We start from the raw sequence: 22,274 nt of genomic DNA on the forward strand, positions 1-22,274 counted from the left end.
TAACAAACAAAAAAACTTACAGGAAAAATCCTGTAAGTTTTTTTCGATGGATCATTATTTAGAAATCATGCCATGCGGGTCAATCACAAATTTCTTCGCCACACCCGAATCAAAATCGCTATATCCTTTAGGGGCTTGATCTAGGGAAATGACGGTTGCATTAACGGCTTTGGCGATTTGTGCTCTTCCGCTTAAAATAGATTTCATCAAGCTGCGGTGATATTGCATGACAGGGGTTTGGCCTGTCACAAAGGTATGGGCTTTGGCCCAGCCAAGTCCAATTCGCACTTTCAGAGATCCAACTTTTGCATCTTCATCCACAGCACCTGGATCTTCTGTGACGTAAAGTCCTGGAATTCCAAGTTTACCGCCAACTTTGGTAATATCCATAATTGTATTTAAAACAGTGGCTGGTGCTTCTCCTTGATCTCCATGACCTGAAGCTTCAAAGCCGACACAATCGACCGCACAGTCGACTTCTGGCTCTCCAAGGATGTTTGTCATTTGTTCACCGATTCGATCATGTTTTCGTAAGTTAATCGTTTCGCAGCCAAAGCTTCTCGCCTGCTCGAGCCTTTGTTCATTAAGATCGCCGACGATGACAGCAGAAGCGCCAAGGAGCTGAGCGGAATGCGCTGCTGCAAGACCTACTGGCCCTGCACCAGCAATATAGACGGTAGAGCCCGGCTTTACGCCAGCCGTATAAGCACCATGAAAACCTGTCGGGAATATATCAGAAAGCATCGTCAAATCAAGTATTTTTTCCATCGCCTGATCTTTGTCCGGAAATTTGAGTAGCTGGAAATCAGCATATGGCACCATGACGTACTCCGATTGGCCGCCAACCCATCCGCCCATATCTACATATCCATAAGCTGAGCCAGGTCGATCGGGGTTCACATTTAAACACACATGGGTTTTTTGTTCTTTACACATGACGCAGCGACCACAGGCAATATTAAATGGAACTGATACGAGATCACCCTTTTGGATAAACTCTACATCTCGTCCAACTTCAACGACTTCACCAGTAATTTCATGACCAAGGACAAGTCCTTCAGGCGCAGTTGTACGCCCTCTTACCATGTGCTGGTCGCTCCCGCAAATGTTTGTTGTCACCACTTTTAAAATGACGCCATGCTCACACTTACGTCCAACATTGGCTTTAGGTACACCAGGGCCATCTCTTAAAACCAAATCAGGGTATCCAATATCCTCAACTGCTACATTTCCTGCTCCTTTGTAAACGACACCTTTGTTTCCCGACATGTTTTCATTCCTCCCTTTTTGTTTAAAAATGAAGTCTCCCCAAAATTCTCTCTTTCTCGGGCTTTTTCCTTCTTTTAACCGCACATTGACTCAAAAAGTAAGTGACAAATGTCTATCTAGGAGAGAAAAATGTACTTTCCAGTCAAATAAAAAAGAAAATATTGAAAAAAAAGCTAAACATTTGCAGAACATTGTCGATATAAGGAATAAGCCAGACAGGTATCCTTAATCGACAAACAAATTCCTTATATATACTATCATTCCTTACACACCTGGCTGGCCCCTACATATGAAATGAATGCAAAAGACTCTTCTTGTGAAGAGTCTTTTTTATTGACGAATGGTCCATTTCATCGCATGCAAAAAGGCTCCTCTGACGAAGAGCCTTTTTTAATTGCTTGTTCATTACCTGGGAAATATTTTCATCATCATTTTAAGGCTTTGATACAGATGTATGTATCATAATGGTAAACAGAGACGTCTCTAAAGTGATACGCTGAAAAAAGACAGCTGATGTCTTCTTCACTGTACGTTGAAAGAGACTGTGAGCGTTTTTGTTCCTTCATTAGTTCCTGCTTTTGAAAAGATAAGAATACTTCTCCATCCACTTGAAGAACACGATATACCTCTTTCATAACTTGTTCGATATCTGGCAAGTAATAGATGGTCTGCACTGTGAACAATTTATTGAATGATCTGTCTTCAAAAGGTAATTGCTCAGCTCTTCCAAGTGTGATAACGGCTTTTTCCTGCTCGACAAGCCTCTTATGTTTTCTTTTCGCGTATTTTACCATATGACGCGAAGCATCGATTCCATATACTTTTCCTCGATCAAGTTTTTCCGCTACTTTAGATAATGTCATACCTCTTCCAGTACCAATTTCTAAAATCCGGTCGTTTTCTTGTATATTTAAGAGTTGAATCGTCCATTGATTGATATTATGATGATTTTTTTCCATATAGCGGGCAACCCATTTTGAGAACAAGCCCTTTGGTTCCCTCATTTGTTTTCCAATCCAGCTTTGAATCAATGTCAACACCTGCTTTACACCAGTAAATAAAACTATTTACGAATTTTCTTACTTTTCATATCGGCTCTCGCCTAACAAAAGTTAAGACCTAGTCCTAATTTCTTTGTCTTTTATTAGACGGCAACTTTTCTGAAAATGTTTCGCACGTCATGAAAAATATTTAAACAAATAGGCATTTTCATTAATTGTGCTCAGATTGATTTCGTTTTCCGCATGAGCTGCATATTTTATGAATGTATCTTGATTAGATAAAGGTGGTGCTAGATTATGGGCTTTGGCGGTTATTCTGGAGGCTACTGCGGTGGCTACGGTGGCGGTTTTGCAGGCGGATTCGCATTGCTTGTTGTACTGTTCATTTTGTTAATCATCATCGGTGCAAGCTGGATTTGCTAATGTAAAAGGAGCAGGAAACGATAACGTTTCCTGCTCCTTTTCTTTAATACCAATAGGTTGGATAATTGTACATATAGCGTCTGAGCATTTCTTCTTGCTCTCTTTGCATTCTGTATGGATTGCCGTATCCGTGCTTTAAAGAATGCGGAATAGACGCATATCCGTGCCCCACTGATGGAAACCTCATATATGGTGACATCGACATTCATTGATCACCTCACAATCTCCTTTTACGGTTATCATATGTGCAGGTGATCAATGTGGAGCGTGTCTAAACCTGGTCCTTCTCCCTTGTATAACAATCAAGCATTGCAAGCATCATAAACATGTCAATCTCCTCCTTTTCATGTTTTTATTGTCCTTTTTAGTTCATGTACTTTAGTTGTTTCTGCTTCATTTCTTCATAAAACGTTTCGACTTGTTGTTCATAAAGAACGGTTTCAATGTCTTTGTATTTACGTTGGATCGTCAAAGTAATAAAAAATAAATGGATTGTCATATACGCTCACCTCCCTTCAGTTCGCAGCACGCGAAATAGCCCGCAGATCTTCTTTATCAGTTGACCTGCGGGCACACAAAAATGCAGATCAAAAGACAGTGTCTTCTAACCTGCGATGGATGATACGTGAAATCCTCGTTTACTTAAACAGTTTTGTAGCGTGAACCGTAAAAGGTAAAGGAAGGACACGAGCTCTTCCACAGGCTGATGACATGATGAAATTGGTTGTTGAATTGATCACAAGTAGATACGAATAACATATTCTTCAGCCTCCTTTACGTTTTTTATTACTTTGTAAGTATATCCAGCAAGCACCATTTTGTAAACCTGTTTTTAGTAAATTAGATGATTTTTGTGTGTTTGACTAAATTTCTACAGTAATTCTTGTCCGATTATCCAGTGTAATCAAAAAAGTCTCCTCATCATATGAGGAGACTTTTTGCTTAATCTTCATCTAGTTCTTGTAGCTTTTTTTGAAAAAAGATCGCACGTTTCACGCAAAGGAAAGCAGCCAATAGGAAAACACAATCAACTGCCAGCATCAGCATTTTTGGTGATGCTTCTATGTGCTGATTTGGTAAAATCGTACCAATATATAAAAAGGTGCTGACAGCAAGCAAAATAAAAGCGTATTGCTTGTAATCTGTCACTAAACCATCCCACTTTTTCTTCACTTGTTTCACCTTCCCGCTATCAATGTCTATTGATAGCTTACCATAGTGAGAGAAAGCGAGGGACATGTAAATCTATCCATTCGTTACTGCGTCGAGCCCTTGTTCAATATCATGTAATAAGTCATCAATATCCTCAATACCGACAGAAATACGGATTAAACCATCTGTGATGCCAAGCTCTTCTCTACGCTCTTTTGGAATAGATGCATGGGTCATGCGAGCAGGAACAGAGATTAAACTTTCAACCGCCCCTAGGCTTTCTGCGATTGTAAACAATTTTAATTGGCTTAAAAACACGTCGACATTTTCTTCTTTTCCAATATCAAAAGAAATCATACCGCCAAAGCCTGTTGCTTGAGTTTTTGCAAGCTCATGCCCTGGGTGAGCGCTTAAACCTGGGTAATAGACACGTGTAATCGCAGGATGCTGTTCTAAAAACTCAGCGATTTTCTGCGCGTTTTGTTGATGTGCTTCCATTCTTAGTCCGAGCGTTTTCATCCCTCGCATTAGAAGCCACGCATCTTGCGGTCCAAGAATACCGCCTGTAGAGTTTTGAACAAAGTGCAGTTCTTCACCAAGCTCTTCAGTAGCTGTCACGACAAGTCCGCCCACCACATCACTATGGCCGCCTAAATATTTTGTGGCACTGTGCAAGACAATGTCAGCCCCATATGAAATCGGCTTTTGAAAATATGGGGTAAAAAACGTATTATCGACAATCATCAAGATGCCAGCTTCTTTTGTGATCCGGCTTATGGCTTGTAGATCGGTCATTTTCAGCAATGGATTGGTTGGTGATTCAATATAGACGGCTTTTGTTTCTGGTAAAATTGCTTTTTTCACCGCTTCAGGATCACTTGTGTCTACAAATGTGGCTTTAATGCCAATCCGGTTGAGCACCTTTGTCATCACACGATAGGTTCCGCCGTACACGTCGTCAGTCAGTACGATATGATCTCCGCTGTTAAACAGCATCATCACGGCTGTAATTGCAGCCATTCCTGAACCGAATGCATAGCCGTTTGCCCCGCCTTCAAGATCACGAACGACTGTTTCCAGTGCTGTTCTTGTTGGATTCGCAGTTCTGGAATATTCATATCCAGTGTGCTCGCCTGCTTTAGGCTGCTTATAGGTGCTGACTTGGTAAATAGGAACAGACACGGCTCCTGTTTTTTCATCACCAGTGATTCCACTATGAATCATCATTGTTTTTGGCTTCATTTTATTTTCCTCCCTCATAAATACCTTTACTTAGATAACGCTCACTGCTATCAGGAAAAATGGTGACGATCACTGTCCCAGGTGATGCCTTTTTCGCTTCCTCTAAAGCGGCAAATAGAGCGGCTCCAGACGAGCTTCCGATCAGAACACCTTCCTTTTCAGCTGCTTCTTTCACCATTCGGAATGCATCATCGTCACTGACGGTATAAATCTCGTCAAATAAAGTCGATTCCATATAATCTGGAATAAATTCAAGGCCAATTCCTTCCGTTCTATGCGGCCCCGGCTTTCCGCCATTTAAAATAGATCCTTCTGGTTCCACGATCACTGTTTTTAGCGCTTCTTTTTGCTCTTTTAAATAGGCAGCACAGCCTTGAAACGTTCCGCCAGAGCCCGCTCCTGCTACAAACACGTCTATGTTACCCTGGAGGTCAGACCATATTTCTGGCCCGAGCGTTTTATAGTAAGTCAATGGATTTACTTGGTTTTTAAATTGTAAGACACAATACGCATTGACAAGGCTTGCCTCTAGTTCAAGGGCCCGATCAATCGCACCCTTCATCCCATCTTTTCTTGGTGTATGAATAATCTCTGCACCAAGCGCCTTCATGAGCTGTTGTTTCTCTTGACTAAAATGTTCTGGTACACAGAAGATCGGATGCAATTGATGTTTTCTTGCACTTAGCGCAAGCCCGATGCCTGTGTTTCCTGCAGTTGCTTCAATAATGGTTCCGCCTGGGCGCAGTTTGCCCGATGCCAGCGCTTCTTTAATCAGCATATCACCTAAGCGATCCTTAATACTTCCGCCTGGGTTCATCATTTCAAGTTTTGCATAAACATCAACACCTGCCGGCACACCCATCCCTGACAGTTTTAAAAGCGGTGTGTGGCCAATTAATTCCGTAATATCATGTATGACAGCCATATAAATCCCTTCCTTTGTATGGAAAAGAAGGGGGAAACCCCTTCTTTTATTGTGTTTGCTTTATCATACGCAGGACAAGGTCTGTTGAGTGAATCGCTGCTTGCTCTAGAAATTGATCAAAAGAGATATTGGATTCTTTCCCAGCAATATCTGACAACGCTCGAACGACCACAAATGGCGTTTCAAATAGATGGCAAACTTGCGCAACTGCAGCTGCCTCCATTTCCACTGCATACAGCTCTGGAAATTTCTCTCTCACAAACGCGACACGACCAGGATCATCCATAAATGAATCTCCTGTTGCAATCGTTCCTTTTGCCACTTGAATATGATCGATTTCTGAAGCAGATTCCTCTGCCAGCTTCACAAGCTGATCATCTGCGATGAAAGCAGCTGGTAATCCTGGCACTTGTCCATATTCGTAATTAAAGATCGTCACGTCCACATCATGATGTCTAACATCAGTAGAGATGACAATATCACCTACATTTAATGAGTGATGGAAACCGCCAGCTGATCCTGTATTGATCACATAATCTGGCTGAAAGCGGTCAAGCAGAAGTGTTGTGCTGACCGCTGCATTCACTTTTCCAATCCCTGATTTTAATAAAATCACTTCTTTATCTTCATAAACACCTGTTGTAAATTCACAGCCAGCGATGTTTTCTTGTGTGGCATTCTTTAGTTGATCTCTTAAAATCGTCACTTCTTCTTCCATTGCACCTATCACTGCGATTTTCAAATTAAAAACATCCTTTCATTCCCTTTTCTTCGCTTCTACGATCCACACAAAATCATTCATTTGATGAAAAGATGTGCTAAAACCTTCTTCTTCAAAGATTTGCTTTAACACACCTATGGATGGATAGTATTCCGTTTCTAAATCCTCTGCAAGCTGATCGAATCCAGCGGCTTTCGCTTTGTTTATTTCAGCTTGATGTGCTGCTTGATTTTGAAACATTGTATCAGCAAAGACTATTTTACCACCTGAGGGAAGGATGTTGCCATAGGTGTGGATGGCTTGTTTTTTTTCGTCGTCCGTTAAATGATGGAAAGCATATGAACTGACGATCGTATCTGGCTCAAAAGGTGGAGATGGAAACGATAAAAAATCCCCGTCATGAAATACATTTGGTATTCCTTTTTGAAGAGCCGCTTTCTTCATGGCCTCTGAAGGTTCAACGCCAAACACTTTCTTATCTGCTTGAAGCAGTGCCGCTGTTAGGTTTCCTGTGCCGCTTCCAAACTCAATGACATGTTGACCTGCACGGCGAGTAATCTCTTTTAGAATGGCCGGATACCGGCGAAACACTTCTTTATACTGCTCGTCATGACCACTTACAGTGTCATCATAAGATTCAGCCCAATGATCAAATAAAGAAAGAAACTCACGTCCCATTTTTCTTTCCCTCCACTTTATCTATTTATTCCTATCCGTATAGTATGTTTTATTCCGTCGAACAGTTCTTATCCTACCACATCTTCTGATTCTTTCCTACTAAAAAATACTGGGTGGGGTAGAAAAATATTTGCCCTTTTGAATGTGAGAGATTATGATGAATCTAGAGCATGGAGGGATGAATGAAATGGATTTTCAACTGGATTTTTTAAAGGACAAAATTGAATTTTTTGAAGCAACGTCTTTAAAAGAACTTGAACAAAAGATCCAAAAACAAATTGAACATAATCAGGCGATCTTGCTGACTGTTCATTCTGTGAGTCATCAAACGACTGTCATTGATGATAAGATTTTGTATACAGCAGTTGTTCATTTTAAAGCGAATGTCTCATAAAAAAAGATCAGCGTGTAGGCAGTCAGGTCTGTGCGCCGGTGCTAGTCCTTCCTAGACTGCAAAGGTTTTCTATCACGCTGAAAAGAATAAAAAGGCTAAAATGAAGTTCATTTTAGCCTTTTTGCATGCATCTTTTTTATTTTATTTTAATTTTTCAACCTTCACAGGTTTCCAGCCTTTTTCGTCCACCCACGTAATTTCTACACGGTAGCGTTCACCTGTTGATTTATCACGGATGGTTCCTTTTGCATCTTGAGGTCCTCCGTTATTTCCTAACCAAATAACAGTCATTTGGTCTTCTGAGATTCCTGTCGCATAGGACATGGCTTTGATCATTTCTTTCCAGTCTTTTGAGTTAGCATCATAGGTTGCTGTATGTGATCCCGATTGCTCTGTTCCTACAGGCTCCCAGTTATCGTTTTCATATGTTTTGTCTACGTCACTTGTTTTACCGCCATCTGTTTCTGTGGCATCTTTTAACGCATCTTTGTTTGGCTCTTCTTCATCATCTGTTTTCTTTGTATCGTCTTTTTTGTCAGATGAATCGTCTTTTTTTGCATCCGCATCATCGGATGTATCTTTCTTTTGATCTTTCACATCTTCTTCTGAGTTTTGTTTATTTTCACTCGATGCAGGTGCTGTTTTGGATGGTTCGTCTGCTACATTTGTATCTTTCGGTTTATTAAAAATTAACAAACTCGATGCGACAACCAAAATAAGCACCACAACGATACCAATTAATATGTTAAGCACCATATTCGCCTTTCTGCGCTTATCACGATGTTCAAATCGAGAATTTCTACTCAAAATCTCTGCACTCCTTTGCCTCTGTTCCCTAAGTCGTTACTATTCTAACATGACATGAAGGGATGTTCTATGTCTGTTTCTTTTCAATTTCATTGACCTTTTTTACAATATCATAAAACGCTTCATTTGTCTTAGCCCGGCCACTTGCCTCATCAAGGTGAACAACGACGAGAGCGTATTTTGGTTTTTCTGCCGGAAAATATCCGGCAAACCACTTGTGATAAAGTGGATTCCCCTGTTTATCTTTGCTGCCGGTTTGGGCAGTGCCTGATTTCCCTGCTATATGGAACGGCAGGTCTTGAAATCTTCTTCCTGTTCCTTTGTCAGAGGTCACCACCTGCCTTAAGTACTTTTGCAAGGTTTGAGCTGTATAGCGGTCAATACTGTCACCATCAGGTCGTTTGTTTTGAAAGGATAGCATCGTTGTTCCGTTTTGATACATCACTTTATCTGCAATCCTCACTTCTTTTCGTTCTCCGCCCCTTGCAATCGTTGCCATCATATTGGCAATTTGTAAGGGGGTTATTTTGACATTTTTTTGACCAATTGCCGTTTGCGCAATGGCTTTTTTGACATGCTTGTCTCTTTTATCTCCCCACACACTGCCTGTTTCTTCACGATCAAACTGTTTGAATTGTTGCTTATGGTATACATCCCCTTCCCAGCCGGCTCGATCCACAAGCCCAAGCTTTGAAGCTGTCTTTTCAAGGATTTGATCATCTGTTTGGATGAGCTGCTCAGCGAGTGTCGCAAATGTATAATTACAGCTTTGCGCAAAGCTTTCAGACAGATTCAGTACTTCCTGCTTTCCTTCTGGCTCTCCATATAAATTCTTTCGACAATCATACATCGTTTGTGGCTGGTTCAAATTTTTTTCAATCGCTGCGGCAAGTACGACCGTTTTAAATACAGAACCGGGAGCCATTGCGGTCAGCATGTAATTTCTTGCCTCATGCCGGTTTTTGCTGGTCACATTTGGAACACTCGCCATCGCCAGCACACTGCTATTTTGAATGTCGAGCAGAACCGCTCCGCCTTTTTCAACCCCTTGCGCTTTGAGAGCATTCTCCATTTCCCTCTGCATGTCTTCGTCCATAGTTGTCTGCACTTGCAGCGGATAAAACGAATGAGCTTCTGCTGTATATTTGACGTCCATCCCAAACAAAGGGTTTCCCCTTCCGTCCACATGATATAACAATTTTGTGTCTTGCTCTGGTAATAGAAATTCGTCAAATGTACTTTCCAAACCGAATGTACCGATCTCAGTGCGGATTGAAAGTTCTTTTTTGTCCGGATAACGCTTTCTCAAGAGTTCTGGATTCTCACTTGTGAAGCCTAATGTGTGGAGGGCAAGTCTTTTTTTGTCCTTCTCTTTCATATATACGCCGTAAACACCTGAATATTTCATATCATTGATGTCTTTCAGCTTTTTTTTCGTCATATCATCTTTTAAAATGAGTGGTTTCTTCGTTTCTGTCAACTGGCTTTTCAGTTCATCTTCTTTCATCTCAAGTATAGAAGCGGTTTGCTTTAAGTGAGGGAGGTCATATTGCAGGAATGGAAATATGATGACCGCTGGCTCTTCCTTTGTGAGAAGTGCCTCGCCGTTTCGATCTAAAAATTCGCCGCGTCCGTCTGAAATGACTACTTCTTCTGTCCGCTGCCTGACACTTTCTTGGATCAAATTAATATCAAGCTTTGAAAAAGATTCTGTGAAAAACAACTGAATTTCCGCTAATCTAAATAGGAGACCGAGCAATAATATAAAAATAATGGCACCTGTCCATTGGATTCTTCTTGTTTTCAGCATAAAAACACCTCGTCCCTATTGTTGACGAGGTGTTCATCGTATAAACGTAATTATGAAATTTTTACAATTTGGACGAACATTTCTCCGCCAGGTGTTTGAACCGTGACTTTGTCGTCTACTTGTTTGCCTAAAAGACTTTTTGCAATTGGTGAATCGTTTGAAATTTTGCCTTCAAACGGATCAGCTTCTGCACTTCCTACAATCGTATAAGACTCTTCTTCACCGTCCGGTAATTCAACGAATGTCACCGTTTTACCGAGTGAAACAATATTTGAGTTACCTTCATCTTCAATAATTTTGGCATTACGAATCATATTATCAAGCGTTGTAATACGACCTTCTACAAACGCTTGCTCTTCTTTAGCAGAATCATATTCCGAGTTTTCAGAGAGGTCTCCAAAACTTCTAGCGATTTTAATACGCTCTACAACCTCTTTACGTTTAACCGTTTTCAAATATTCAAGCTCTTCTTCTAATTTGCGCTTTCCTTCTTCTGTCATTGGAAATACTTTCTCTTGTGCCATGAATCATTCACTCCTTCTATTAATCCTCATCATACAAGCTTTCTGCATGTGAGTGACGACTGAAATATACAAGAATGAGGACATATTCCGGCCCTCATTCCTTCTGTCCCATATTCGTAAAAGTCCATCTTACATGGCGTCCCTTTTAGATGCAACTATTATGCCTTTTTATTAGGCAGGAACAGCAGCGGTCTCATGATGATGTATTATCTTCATCGCACAAACTGTGGAAAGGCACAGGAAGCTCCTGTACCTCGTTCGGCCATTTCGATCATATGTAGAAGAATAGCTTATCCATTCTCCATCTTCCAATACATAATATGGTCAGTGTACGATATGTCTATGCTATATTATTACAAAATTGCATTTTGATCAAGAATTGTTTGAAAATTTGTGATGATTTGTTTGTCGTTTTTTTAATATACTTTTACAAAGCAGGAATAACTGAAACTTTCAGCATCCCATCGTGATTTTCCTGTCTCCATTTCGCAGCATTGTTTTCCTATCATATCAAATCTTTTATTCAGGGGGCTGCTTCTTACATTGCTCACCAATGATTTCGGACTAGCCATTACTAAAGTATTGACTACAAGAGCATGATGTTGAAAAGACCTTTACGTCGTAAAGGTCTCAGATTGTTGACAAAGGGCTAAAATGAACTTTATTTTAGCCCTTTGTCTTCTTTTTTCAGCGTGATAGAAAACCTTTGCAGTCTAGGAAGGACGAGTACTGGCGCGGAGCGAATTTGTCATTCGTGAGCACCAGCACGCAGGACTGACAAAGAATGCGAGGGTTTGTCTACACGCTGAGACCTTTACATCGTAAAGGTCTTTGTTCTTCTCCACCATTTACTCTCCGCGGTTTTGAAGAATCGTTTGAATTTTTGTCACCATGAGATCAATGGCCACATGATTTTGACCGCCTTCTGGGATGATGATATCCGCGTATCGTTTTGACGGTTCAATGAATTGATTGTGCATCGGTCTGACGACAGATACATATTGTTCAATCACGGAATCAATCGATCTGCCTCTTTCTTTCGTATCACGTAAAATACGGCGAATGATCCGAAGATCTGCATCAGTATCCACATACAGTTTAATATCCATTAAGTTTCTTAGACGTTCGTTTTCAAGAGCAAAGATTCCTTCAACGATGATGACATCTTTGGGTTCAACATGTACCGTCTCTTCTGAACGTGTGTTTAGTTTAAAATCATAAATCGGTTTTTCAATGGACTCGTACTTTAGCAGCGCTTCTACATGCTCAATCATCAGGTCATTGTCAAATGCAAGCGGATGATCATAATTGGTCAGCAGGCGCTCTTCAAATGGCATATGACTTTGATTTTTGTAATATAAATCTTGCTGAAGCATGAGGATTGAATGTCCTTTAAATTTTTCGTAAATGGAATTGGTGACGCTCGTTTTACCTGAACCCGAGCCGCCAGCGATTCCAATCACCACTGGTTTTTTCCCCATGTGCCGGTTATTTCCCCTTTCTCATCATGTTGCTAGGGTATACTTTTTGATCAAGCTTAAATTTCACAATTTGCAGTGGATGACGAGCGGCATCGAGTTCGTTCCCTTTTTCGTCCCAAATCGTCTCAATCTTGCATGTGAAATTTTCGATTTCTGGACCGAAAAATTCAACTTCGTCGCCAGCTTTAAAGAAATTACGCTGCTGTAATGTGACAATTTGTTCTTGTTCATCATAATGAAGTACAAGTCCGACGAAATCAAAGGTCGTTTTCTTTCCGTGAATGCCAAACATTTGTTCATCCGTTCCTGGTACACCTTCAAAAAAGGCAGGAGCCGTGTCACGGTTGGCACATTTGTCTAATTCATCGAGCCATTCTTGTTGAATGACGAAATTGTCTGGATCCGCACAGTAAGCATCAATGACTTTACGATAGACACTGACAACTGTTGCTACATAATGAATGGACTTCATTCGTCCTTCAATCTTTAAGCTGTCAATTCCCATTTCGATCATTTGCGGTATGGATTCGATGAGTTTTAAATCTTTTGGACTCATCGCAAATGGTGCATCTTCTTCACCGAATAAAGGCGCTTCCTCAGAGCCTTCTAGTTTATAAAGATCATAATCCCAGCGGCAAGATTGGCAGCAGCCTCCGCGGTTTGAATCTCTCGCTGTCATATGGTTACTGAGCACGCAGCGGCCAGAATAAGCAATACACATCGCCCCGTGAATGAACGTTTCGATTTCAATATCCACTTTTTCTTTCATTTCTTTAATCTCTAGGGCGCTTGTTTCACGTGCAAGGACCACACGCTCAAGCCCTTCTTCCTTCCAAAACTGCACAGCTTTCCAATTTGAAAGAGATTGCTGTGTGCTCAAGTGAACTTCAAGTTTTGGAGCTACTCGTTTGCATGTTTCGATGATGAGTGGATCAGCGACAATAATTCCCGCTACACCCGCTCCTTCAATCCCTTGAAGATATTCTTCCAGCCCGTCCATGTTTTCGTTGTGGGCGAAAATATTCGTTGTCACATAAATGCGAGCACCGTATTTGTTCGCAAATGCGACACCTTCTGCCATTTCTTCGATTGAAAAGTTATCTGCATTTGAACGAAGTCCAAATTCTTTCCCGCCAATAAAAACAGCGTCCGCTCCATAATGCACAGCAATTTTTAGTTTTTCTAAGTTACCTGCTGGCGCTAGCAGTTCTGGTTTTTTTGTAATGACACGTTTTCCATCGATCACTTCAGAAATTCCATCTTTTAAAAGTGCCATTTCCTCTGCCTCCTTTTATCTTAATAAACCGTTTCTTTAAAGAAGAATCCTGTATCGATTGAGCGGTTGACAGGCTGGATCTGTTCAATACGCTCCAGCCATTCATCTTTCTGATCTTCATAGGCTTCCTTATCAGTCACTAGTAAATCAATGGCTTTTCGATAGAGGGATGTCACCTCTGTCATATAAGAAAGTGACTTTAAAATTCCGTCAATTTTAAATGAGTCAATGCCTGCGTCGACAAATTCTTCTAATTCATCAATCATACATACATCATTTGGACTCATAATGTGAGTGCCATTTTCATCCTCAAAAATAGGATATTTGTTTTGACGCTCCTGGTCGTGAAGGAATAGACCTTCTTCCATATTTCTTCCTTCCACGTCCATTTGTTTGCCTTGATATTCAAAATAGTTGCCAACAAGTGTCCGTTTCGATTGGAACATACAGGTCATGCCGTGGACTTGAATTTCAATCTCCACTTCAGCGTTTTCTTTGATATCAATCACGCTATCCATATTGAGTTCTTTGGCAAGAACAGCACGTGTTGCGCCTTTTCTGCCCCAGTAGTTACAAGTGTAATAGTTTGTCCCAGTTGTTTCTGTACTCCAGTGCAGATTCAGGTTGACACCTGTTTCTTTTGCGGCCATGATCACTGCCGGATCTCCAAAAACGACACCATCCACGTTTAACCCATCGAGAAAGGTTAAATAATCTCCAAGCAGTGCCACACGGTCATTATGAAAAATCGCATTCATGGCGACATATACTTTTTTGTGATGTGCATGTGCGAGTTGAACCGTTTGTTTCACATCTTCTCTTGAAAACTCACCTGCAAGACGGATTCCATATGTTTGTTCACCTATTAAAAATGCGTCAGCACCCGCTTCAATGAGCGGCAGTACATCCGACACCTTGCTTGGCGTCACAAGCAATTCTGGTTTTTTCATGATTGGTCACCTCTTTTTGTACTAATAGCGATCCCATCTCCAACCGGAATGATACACGTTTGGTAGTCAGGATTTGACATCAGCCATTGATTGTATCGATCAATTTTGCCTATTAATTGTTTTTTTCGTTTATCTTCAATTTCTTCTTCATAATTTGTCGCAACTAAGCCTTTAAATAATACGTTGTCTGTAATAATCATTCCGTCATCGGACAGCATCGGTTCAAACAGCTCAAAAAAGCGTTGATACTGGCCTTTTGCCGCATCAATGAAGATCACATCATAGGACGCCATCGTCTGAACCGTTTTAGCTGATTCGATCGCATCGCCAAAAAACACGTGAATTCTATCTTTGAAATGTAATTCTTCAATATTCCGTGTCGCTTCCTCATAACGTTTTGCATTTCGCTCAATCGTATAGATTTCAGCATCTGGCAGAGCTTCTGCCATTCGAATCGCTGAATAGCCAATCGCTGTCCCAACCTCAAGAATCTTCTTCGGTTTTTTCAAAGAAAGCAGCTGCAATAACAGTTCAATGCTCACCTTTTCCATGATTGGCACATGATGCTCTTTCGCATACTCCTCTAATTGAGCGATGGCATCAGGACTCGGCTCAATTAAATCTTCAATATAATCATTTATTTGATCATCTTCGATTGTCATTATATGTCTAGCTCCTTCATGACCTGAAAAAGAAGAGTCCTGCCTGCTGCAGCTCTCTTTCTCGTCAATCTTTCGTTCATCTAAGTAAAAACAACCCGATATATTTTACCACAAAGATGTGGTAATTGCGAACCTATAAAATGGATATAACAACGAAAAAAAACTGCAGGCAATTTCACCATTGTCTACAGTCTTTTTCCTCTCACATGGGCGTTAGTTGCTGCCTGTGATGTATTTCGCTTTCGCTTTGTTGTGCTCATTTAACGTTTTCGTAAAGACGACTTCGCCATTTTTCTTTGCTAGGAAGTAAACAAAATCTGTTTTCTCTGGATGGAGTGCTGCTTTCCAAGAAGATTCTCCAGCATTGGCAATAGGTCCAGGCGGCAGCCCTTTGTTTGTATACGTATTATATGGTGATTTTACTTTTAAATCTTTGTAATAAACACGGGATTTATGCTCGCCAAGCGCATAAAGAACGGTTGGATCTGTTTGAAGCGGCATATCCTTTTTCAACCGGTTATAAAACACACTTGATATTTTTGACCGGTCTGTTTTTTCAGTTGCTTCCATTTCTATCAGGGATGCCATCGTTAGGACATCATGGATGGACATCTTTCTCTTTTTCATGTCCTTTTCATACGTTTTTACATATTGATCTGTTTGTTTAATCATTGTGTCAATGATGGTTTCAAGTGATTCATCCTCACGATAAAACGGATACGTCGCCGGGAATAAATATCCCTCTAACGGATGCTTGACCTGTTTCCCGTTCACTTGTGATGTCACCGTTTTCGGGTATTTTTTCATCAATTTTTTAATAAAGGCTGGATCATCCAGCTTCGCTTCAACTTCCTTCGCTGAAAAATTCGTCTGGTTTGCGATAATAGCTGCAATATCAGACAACTGTTTCCCTTCAGGTATCACAAGCTGAAATGCGTAATCTGTCCCGCCAGATGTCAGCTTTTGAATCAGCTGATCCGCATCCATTGTTTGTTTGAGATGAAAATAGCCCGCTTTAAAGCCTGATGCTTTTTTGTACTTTGCATAGTAAGTGAAAATCGTGTCATTTGAAATCAGCTCATTTTCTTTTAAAATGCTCGCAATTCCACTGACAGATGTCCCATTTGGAATATGAATATTAATGGTTTGTTTGCTTTTTTGATCGACCGGCCCGAGTGCTGATTTTACATATAAAAAACCTGATAATGCTGCAATGATGATCACAGCAAGTACAGATAACAGGACGATCCCCATTTTTCGTTTAAAAAATGGTCGTTTCTTTTGTTCTGAAAACATGCATGGCCCTCCTCACATCTAGCTTTTATAGTACATGATTCGACGGAGTTCGGCAATTACTTGCTCATGCATGTCATGACAGAACTTGCCATAGTGTGGCTAAACCGACACCGCCTCCACTTCCAATTGCAGCCATGACATAGCTTCCATTCGGTAGGGCGCGGGCTTCGTAAAACAGTCTCACCATCATAGCAGCTCCCGAGGCGCTATATGGATGCCCAAGACAAAGCGCACCGCCTCTTTTATTGATACGGTCATAAGGAATACCTAGTGTCCGGGCAATGAGCACTACTTTGAGCGCAAACGCTTCATTGATTTCAAAAAGTGCAACATCTTCTATCTTCACCTGTTCTTTATGTAAAAGTTTCTTGATTGCATCAATTGGTGAAGCAGCAGGATAATGCGGGTCTATAGCGGTCACGGCACTCCCGATATACCGCAGCATAGGGCTGAAGCCTTTTGCCTCCGCTTCCGCTCTTTCCATCACAACGACGGCAGCTGCACCATCTGCTTCTTTACAGCTATTGGTCACAGTCACAGTACCTTTGCCTGGTAAAAAGACAGGTTTTGCCCGCTTTATCAAGCTTGCAATCGGTCTTATTTTAGCTGCCGCTTCATCTGTACTCATCCCGCTAATCGGAACAATTTCTTCTGAATACGTTCCTTGCTTGAATGCGGTTATACTTCGTTCCCAGCTTAAAAGTGCATAGTCATCTTGCTCTTGTCTCGCAACTGAAAATCTCGACGCCGTCAGCTCTGCCGCTTCCCCCATATGAGGGTCCCCTATCCACTCTGGAGAAAAGCGGGCCCTTTCTTTCATTGGTGACCGAGAAATGCTTTCCGTTCCACCAGCGATATACATTGATCCCTCCCCCGACTGAATCATGATGCACGCCGTTCTAATGGCTTCAAGACCGGAAGCACACTGCCTATCAATGGTCATACCCGGAATATGTAATGAAAGCCCTGCTTCTAACGAGGACAGACGGGCAATGTTGCCACCACCCCCGACGACATTGCCTAAAATGATGTCATCTGGCTTGGTCACGTTTGAAAAATGCTGGATCAAGGGCGCGGCTAGATGCTCTGGCTGGTAATCCTTCAACATTCCATTTTTCTCACCGAAGGGCGTCCGCTTCGCTTGTACGATCACGGCTTGCATGATAATTGTTCCTCCGCCCACTTTTTCATACTGGCACGAGCGATTTTCCCTCCTGATGTTTCGATCATTTTGTCCGTGACGAGCCATTTTTTTGGTACTTTGTATGCCGCTAATGTTTCTTTTACAGCTTGCCGAATGGTTTTTGTTTGCTGTACATTCTCAATAATGGCAACAGGGATTTCGCCCCAATATGGATCAGGAAGTCCAATCACGATTGACCGATTCACCTCTGGCTGTTCATTCAGCACACGCTCAATTTCCTCTGGAAAAATATTCAGTCCCCCATAGACAATCATGCCATTCTCTCGGCCGCTCATATACAAGTAACCATCTTCGTCGAGCCACCCCATGTCATATACGGTCAGCCACTCTTCGGGCGGCTTTTCATCTTGTAAATAGCCTGAAAAAGACATTGGGCTTTTCACATAAATTCTCCCTATTTCATTTGACTTGCAAACGGTTTGATCTGCCCTCCTGACTTCAACCTGAATAGAAGGAAAAGGTTTTCCGACAGAAGTAGGTTTTTGCAGAAAGTCATCAGAAGATAAATAGGAAACAAAACTCAATTCTGATGTTCCATAAAAATCAAAAAATGTGATGTGAGGATAGCGGTTGACGAGCTGTTTTTTTGAAGAGTTTCCCCAATCTGCACCAGAAGACAGGACAAGAAGCGGATTCTTTCCGAAAGCATCCATTTGCAGTAACGATTCTGTCATGGTCGGAACCGTATAAATAGCCGTGATGTCTCCTCTTTCTAAGATGTTTTTTGCTTTCTCTGGCACAAATTTTTCTAACAATGTCACGGTGCCCCCGAAATAAAGTGTGCTGATCGCGCCGTATAAAAAATGAGAGGATAAAAGTGTGCCCAAAATCAGTACATGATCTTGATGTGTGATCCCAAAGACGGATGTTGTCATTTGAAAGCTCTCGATCCATGACTGCTGGCGTCTTATAAAGGCTTTTGGCGATCCCGTTGATCCTGAAGTAAATCCCATATAAAAAGCAGGATCTTCCTCCGGTTCACCTTTGTTCGATTGAACGTTTATGCTGAGGCTGATTCTTTCTTTCCATTCAGATAAAGAGAGCACTGGCATGTCCAGCTTGTACTTTTCAATCCTTTTGATATATCGATCTTCCACAATGACAAGGTCCGCGTCGCTTAATAAGAGCTTTTCTGCGCATTCCTTGTCACTCCACCGCGGATCAAGAGGCACCGCTGTCCATCCTGCAGAAGCTGCGCCAGCAAATAGTTGGAGAAACGGAACACCATTTGATACTAAAAAAGCGACTCTTTTTTGCTGATGAGGCGTTTCTTTTAACCATTGTGCAGATGACTGCACACGCTCATGCCAATCTTCATAAGTGATCTTCTCTTTTTCATCTATGATCGCCATCTGACCTGGCTTCACTTTTGCATGAGCTGCATAGCTTTCCGTCATTCTCATCAAACTGCTCGCCTCCCTCTATGTAAGTCCCTTTTTCGATATGACATCGCTTGAATGATTTTCACCGTGAAGACGGCACATATCCCTGCTTTGATCAGATCACCCGGTAAATAAATGACGCTGAACAGAGCTGCTTGCGTGATCTTTATATGCATCATCACAGCTTGAAAGGGAATTCCGCTTATATATAATATCCCGATACTGCATACCGCATAGATCAAAAATAGTCGTAAGGCCGTCACTTTCTTCAGCCGGTTCAGCCACAGGCTGATCATAAAGGCAGCCACTGGATAAGCAAGTAAAAAACCACCGCTTGGCCCAAAAAAGACCCCTATTCCGCCTCTCCCTCCAGATAAAAGAGGTGCGCCTGCTGCCACTATTAGAAGAAACAGAAGTAAACTAATCAGCGCTTGCTTTGGTTTTAACAGCCCTCCAGCAAGCAAAAGACCTGCGGTTTGTAAGGTGATTGGTACAGGTGTAAACGCAAGAAAAATAGGCGGAATCAATCCTAACATCCCAATAACTGCTGTCATTAATGCCATTTGCATCATATCGTGAATTTTCAATTTTCATACCCCTCACTCGATTCATTGTTAAAAATAGAGTATAAGGTACAGTTCATTATGTCAACTTAAAATAATTTAAAGTTGACATAATGAACGTAAAAAAGAATTAACTTAATATAAAACTTTAATTCCTCTAGGCTTGAAATTGAATGTCGGCATTAACATCATGTCTTTAAATTAAACTTAAATTAACTGTAGATCTATTTATTTCCTGATTAACTAAATGCTATTATTTTCTTGATAAGGATATATTTCATTAATACCTATATCTTAGTGAAAGTACATACTGGAGGAAACACATTTTGCGTAAAATCTTTTATATTTTAATGATACTAATTGGTTCAGTAACTCTTTTATATCTAGGCGGATGTAGTCAAAAAAAGACCGTTTCAGAAGATCATAAAATAGAGTTTAAAATTGAGGACAAAGAATTTGGTCATACAACTATGCTCAACTATCTTGTGACAAACTCTGTTTCAGCCATTGGAGATCGTTTATTTTTAAGTGTAGATGACCATAGTCCTTCAAAGATGGCAAATAAAGTAGTTGAATTTAATAGAAAGACACAGAAAAGCAACATACTATTTACAACCACTTTCGAGCGTTCTTCCATTCAAGGTTTAAAAGCTAATAAAGACTGGGTCGTTTGGATTGACAGTGATGAATTAGGCGGACAGATGAATTATTACGTCATGAATTTGAGCACACAAGAGATAGAGTCGATCAAAAAGAATAACACTTCGGAGACATTAAGTGACACTCTTGAATTAACAGGTCATCGTGCAGTGTGGATATCTCATGATGAAGAAAAGGATGCTACTCATATTTATATGAAAGATCTCAAAAAAAAGCAGACAAAAAAGCTCTTTAAACTAGACTCAATGAATAACGCCCATCTCTCTGTTCACAATGATAAGCTTCTCTTTTTTAATAAAGACAATGGAAAGCAGCAAGCATACATTTACAATCTGACTACTGAGTCGCTTAAAAAAATCCCATTAAATCAAAGTTTAATCAATAATAGTCAACTCATTAACGATCATCAATTTGTTTACGAGAAGGCTTTTACTGACTCGGAAGGAACAATCAATAAAAACCAATTAATCTTTTATGACATAAACACAAAACAATCTAAACTAATTAAGAACACTGACTCGGATATCGGATCGATCGTGATTGATGATCATAATCGATTTTTCGTCGAAACAGATGAACCTAAAAAGAGTGGTTACACGATACTTAAAAAGAAGAACGATTCCATCAAAAAAATTGGTTCACTAAAGAAAGAAAATCATTTTCATTTAACATTTGATCATGGTCTTTATTTACTTAACTTTCAAAATGCACAACGAAATAATCAAAAGTTAACCATCACTTCAAAGCTTCCATAAATAATAAAAGGCCTGTGATCATGCAGATAACTCTCATCTGCTTCACAGGCCTTTTATTCGTTCTATTCTTCTTCGTCTTCTTGATCTAAGAACGTATTTAACGTTTCTTCAATCATGTCCCACTCTTCATCCGTTTCAATTGGCTCTAATTCGCCATCTTCACCGTCTTCGTTTGGTGTGAAGCTTGATGCATGAATTTCAATTTCTTCGTTATCTTGTTCAGAAATTGGGTAGTAAAGAACATATGATTTGTTAAAATGGTCGCTTTCAAAAGTAAATAGTACTTCGCAAAGCTGCTCATTTCCATTATCATCAACGATTGTAATTTGCTTTTCTCCGTGTTCCATTTGATTCACCTCATTTTAATTTAAGCTGTCTAAATACCCTTGAAGGATCATAACAGCCGCCATTTTATCAATGACTTTTTTACGCTTTTGTCTGCTCACATCTGCAGAGATGAGCATTTTTTCTGCTGCCATCGTTGACAGACGCTCGTCCCAAAGCACAACAGGAACATTGTACGTGTTTTCTAACACTTTCGCAAATGATTGGCTGGCCTCGCCTCTTGGACCGACCGTACCGTTCATATTTTTTGGAAAACCAAGGACAATTTTATCCGTTCCATATTGCGAGACGATCTCAGACAGGCGGCTGAGACCAAAGTCTCCGCCTGCTTCATCAATTTTAATGGTTTCAATCCCTTGAGCTGTCCATCCCATTTCATCACTGATTGCCACACCAAGGGTTTTCGTGCCTAAATCTAAGCCTAAAATTCTCATGTTTTACGCCTCTTTATGTGTCTCTAAGTACGATTTAACCAATTCCTCAATTAATTCGTCTCGTTCTAGTTTACGAATTAGGTTGCGTGCATCCTGATGTCTTGGAATATAAGCAGGGTCGCCTGACAGCAAGTATCCGACAATTTGATTGATCGGGTTGTATCCTTTTTCTTGGAGTGCGTCATAAACTGTTATGAGCACTTCATTCACATTGGTTTCAGCTGAATCATCAGAGAAGTTAAACTTCATTGTCTTATCAAATGAACTCACTGCTTCTTGCACCTCTCTTCCAACATTCTACTAGCAAGCTTTTTTCTAAC

Annotated in this window: 25 protein-coding genes and 1 pseudogene; 3 read left to right on the forward strand and 23 right to left on the reverse strand. The window is 40.7% G+C overall.

All coding sequences use genetic code 11. The features are described 5' to 3' along the window. Nucleotides 1-54 precede the first annotated feature (54 nt). Both fdhA and NST09_RS12330 read right to left on the reverse strand, forming a co-directional pair. On the reverse strand, nt 55-1,269 hold the full coding sequence (gene fdhA, locus NST09_RS12325; RefSeq protein WP_017358089.1) for a formaldehyde dehydrogenase, glutathione-independent: 1,215 nt from the start codon (nt 1,267-1,269) through the stop codon (nt 55-57). Nucleotides 1,270-1,697: 428 nt separating this feature from the next. Beyond that, nucleotides 1,698-2,300, reverse strand: coding sequence for a methyltransferase domain-containing protein (locus NST09_RS12330; RefSeq protein WP_017358090.1), 603 nt, complete (start codon nt 2,298-2,300; stop codon nt 1,698-1,700). 318 nt (nt 2,301-2,618) lie between these two features. Between NST09_RS12330 and NST09_RS12335 the strand changes: the two are divergent. Next, nucleotides 2,619-2,693 (forward strand): annotated as a pseudogene (locus NST09_RS12335) (YjcZ family sporulation protein); the annotation flags it as partial. Between the two features lie 43 nt (nt 2,694-2,736). On the opposite strand, the gene NST09_RS12340 reads toward NST09_RS12335, so the two are convergent. From NST09_RS12340 to NST09_RS12370, 7 genes are all read right to left on the reverse strand, one after another. Beyond that, nucleotides 2,737-2,892, reverse strand: a complete 156-nt coding sequence (locus NST09_RS12340) for a hypothetical protein (RefSeq protein ID WP_223255651.1) — start codon at nt 2,890-2,892, stop codon at nt 2,737-2,739. Between the two features lie 165 nt (nt 2,893-3,057). After that, nucleotides 3,058-3,192 (reverse strand): YrzI family small protein, encoded by a 135-nt coding sequence (locus tag NST09_RS12345; RefSeq protein ID WP_008342648.1) that lies wholly within the window; start codon nt 3,190-3,192, stop codon nt 3,058-3,060. 443 nt (nt 3,193-3,635) lie between these two features. Then, complete coding sequence (locus NST09_RS12350; RefSeq protein ID WP_017358091.1) at nt 3,636-3,866, reverse strand: YrhC family protein; 231 nt, start codon at nt 3,864-3,866, stop codon at nt 3,636-3,638. Between the two features lie 72 nt (nt 3,867-3,938). Then, nucleotides 3,939-5,087, reverse strand: a complete 1,149-nt coding sequence (locus NST09_RS12355; RefSeq protein ID WP_281215541.1) for a bifunctional cystathionine gamma-lyase/homocysteine desulfhydrase — start codon at nt 5,085-5,087, stop codon at nt 3,939-3,941. A gap of 1 nt (nt 5,088) precedes the next feature. Then, entirely contained in the window at nt 5,089-6,012 is a 924-nt protein-coding gene (locus tag NST09_RS12360) for a cysteine synthase family protein (protein ID WP_052320849.1), read from the reverse strand. A gap of 46 nt (nt 6,013-6,058) precedes the next feature. Beyond that, nucleotides 6,059-6,754: a 5'-methylthioadenosine/S-adenosylhomocysteine nucleosidase gene (mtnN, locus tag NST09_RS12365; protein ID WP_019743016.1), complete on the reverse strand. Its 696-nt coding sequence runs from the start codon at nt 6,752-6,754 to the stop codon at nt 6,059-6,061. 15 nt (nt 6,755-6,769) lie between these two features. Next, nucleotides 6,770-7,411 carry a class I SAM-dependent methyltransferase gene (locus tag NST09_RS12370; RefSeq protein WP_116307217.1) on the reverse strand — a complete coding sequence of 214 codons (642 nt, stop codon included), beginning with the start codon at nt 7,409-7,411 and terminating at the stop codon, nt 6,770-6,772. A gap of 187 nt (nt 7,412-7,598) precedes the next feature. On the opposite strand from NST09_RS12370, the gene NST09_RS12375 reads away from it, so the two are divergent. Further along, nucleotides 7,599-7,805 carry a YrzA family protein gene (locus tag NST09_RS12375; protein WP_024718362.1) on the forward strand — a complete coding sequence of 69 codons (207 nt, stop codon included), beginning with the start codon at nt 7,599-7,601 and terminating at the stop codon, nt 7,803-7,805. A 141-nt stretch (nt 7,806-7,946) separates the two neighbouring features. Here NST09_RS12375 and NST09_RS12380 read toward each other — a convergent pair whose 3' ends face one another. The 11 genes from NST09_RS12380 to NST09_RS12430 all read right to left on the reverse strand — a co-directional run bounded on the left by NST09_RS12380 (nt 7,947) and on the right by NST09_RS12430 (nt 19,784). Next, nucleotides 7,947-8,612, reverse strand: a complete 666-nt coding sequence (locus NST09_RS12380) for a YrrS family protein (protein ID WP_017367687.1) — start codon at nt 8,610-8,612, stop codon at nt 7,947-7,949. Nucleotides 8,613-8,679: 67 nt separating this feature from the next. Continuing rightward, nucleotides 8,680-10,422 carry a penicillin-binding protein 2 gene (locus NST09_RS12385; protein ID WP_144716587.1) on the reverse strand — a complete coding sequence of 581 codons (1,743 nt, stop codon included), beginning with the start codon at nt 10,420-10,422 and terminating at the stop codon, nt 8,680-8,682. Between the two features lie 50 nt (nt 10,423-10,472). After that, nucleotides 10,473-10,946 (reverse strand): transcription elongation factor GreA, encoded by a 474-nt coding sequence (gene greA / locus NST09_RS12390; protein ID WP_007501433.1) that lies wholly within the window; start codon nt 10,944-10,946, stop codon nt 10,473-10,475. An 848-nt stretch (nt 10,947-11,794) separates the two neighbouring features. Then, nucleotides 11,795-12,427 (reverse strand): uridine kinase, encoded by a 633-nt coding sequence (gene udk / locus NST09_RS12395; RefSeq protein WP_007501435.1) that lies wholly within the window; start codon nt 12,425-12,427, stop codon nt 11,795-11,797. A 7-nt stretch (nt 12,428-12,434) separates the two neighbouring features. Then, nucleotides 12,435-13,703, reverse strand: a complete 1,269-nt coding sequence (locus NST09_RS12400) for a U32 family peptidase (RefSeq protein ID WP_017358097.1) — start codon at nt 13,701-13,703, stop codon at nt 12,435-12,437. 20 nt (nt 13,704-13,723) lie between these two features. Beyond that, nucleotides 13,724-14,653 carry a peptidase U32 family protein gene (locus NST09_RS12405; protein WP_135226661.1) on the reverse strand — a complete coding sequence of 310 codons (930 nt, stop codon included), beginning with the start codon at nt 14,651-14,653 and terminating at the stop codon, nt 13,724-13,726. Continuing rightward, a complete protein-coding gene (locus NST09_RS12410; protein WP_342493046.1) occupies nt 14,650-15,315 on the reverse strand; it encodes an O-methyltransferase in 666 nt (221 codons plus the stop codon). Before NST09_RS12410 ends, NST09_RS12405 begins: the two co-directional genes overlap by 4 nt. Nucleotides 15,316-15,528: 213 nt before the next feature. Further along, nucleotides 15,529-16,611 carry an endolytic transglycosylase MltG gene (gene mltG / locus NST09_RS12415; protein WP_025207696.1) on the reverse strand — a complete coding sequence of 361 codons (1,083 nt, stop codon included), beginning with the start codon at nt 16,609-16,611 and terminating at the stop codon, nt 15,529-15,531. A gap of 73 nt (nt 16,612-16,684) precedes the next feature. After that, nucleotides 16,685-17,773: an acetyl-CoA C-acyltransferase gene (locus tag NST09_RS12420; protein ID WP_210552101.1), complete on the reverse strand. Its 1,089-nt coding sequence runs from the start codon at nt 17,771-17,773 to the stop codon at nt 16,685-16,687. Further along, on the reverse strand, nt 17,761-19,218 hold the full coding sequence (locus tag NST09_RS12425; RefSeq protein ID WP_167764453.1) for an acyl-CoA synthetase: 1,458 nt from the start codon (nt 19,216-19,218) through the stop codon (nt 17,761-17,763). Before NST09_RS12425 ends, NST09_RS12420 begins: the two co-directional genes overlap by 13 nt. Then, the gene (locus NST09_RS12430; protein WP_079920069.1) at nt 19,218-19,784 is read right to left on the reverse strand and encodes a biotin transporter BioY; all 567 of its coding nucleotides are present in this window, start codon (nt 19,782-19,784) and stop codon (nt 19,218-19,220) included. Before NST09_RS12430 ends, NST09_RS12425 begins: the two co-directional genes overlap by 1 nt. A gap of 302 nt (nt 19,785-20,086) precedes the next feature. Here NST09_RS12430 and NST09_RS12435 point away from each other — a divergent pair, with 302 nt between their 5' ends. Then, nucleotides 20,087-21,175 (forward strand): hypothetical protein, encoded by a 1,089-nt coding sequence (locus tag NST09_RS12435; protein WP_116307223.1) that lies wholly within the window; start codon nt 20,087-20,089, stop codon nt 21,173-21,175. 62 nt (nt 21,176-21,237) lie between these two features. Here NST09_RS12435 and NST09_RS12440 read toward each other — a convergent pair whose 3' ends face one another. Genes NST09_RS12440 through NST09_RS12450 form a run of 3 tightly spaced genes read right to left on the reverse strand, consistent with a single transcriptional unit; the run spans nt 21,238 to nt 22,224 of the window. Beyond that, the gene (locus NST09_RS12440; protein WP_017358102.1) at nt 21,238-21,522 is read right to left on the reverse strand and encodes a DUF1292 domain-containing protein; all 285 of its coding nucleotides are present in this window, start codon (nt 21,520-21,522) and stop codon (nt 21,238-21,240) included. 15 nt (nt 21,523-21,537) lie between these two features. Beyond that, nucleotides 21,538-21,954 carry a Holliday junction resolvase RuvX gene (gene ruvX, locus NST09_RS12445; RefSeq protein WP_003216519.1) on the reverse strand — a complete coding sequence of 139 codons (417 nt, stop codon included), beginning with the start codon at nt 21,952-21,954 and terminating at the stop codon, nt 21,538-21,540. A 3-nt stretch (nt 21,955-21,957) separates the two neighbouring features. Beyond that, on the reverse strand, nt 21,958-22,224 hold the full coding sequence (locus tag NST09_RS12450; RefSeq protein WP_024718370.1) for an IreB family regulatory phosphoprotein: 267 nt from the start codon (nt 22,222-22,224) through the stop codon (nt 21,958-21,960). Between the last annotated feature and the right edge of the window lie 50 nt (nt 22,225-22,274).

The sequence above is a fragment of the Bacillus sp. FSL W7-1346 genome (assembly GCF_038593335.1).
GTDB classification, from domain to species: Bacteria; Bacillota; Bacilli; order Bacillales; family Bacillaceae; genus Bacillus; species Bacillus altitudinis.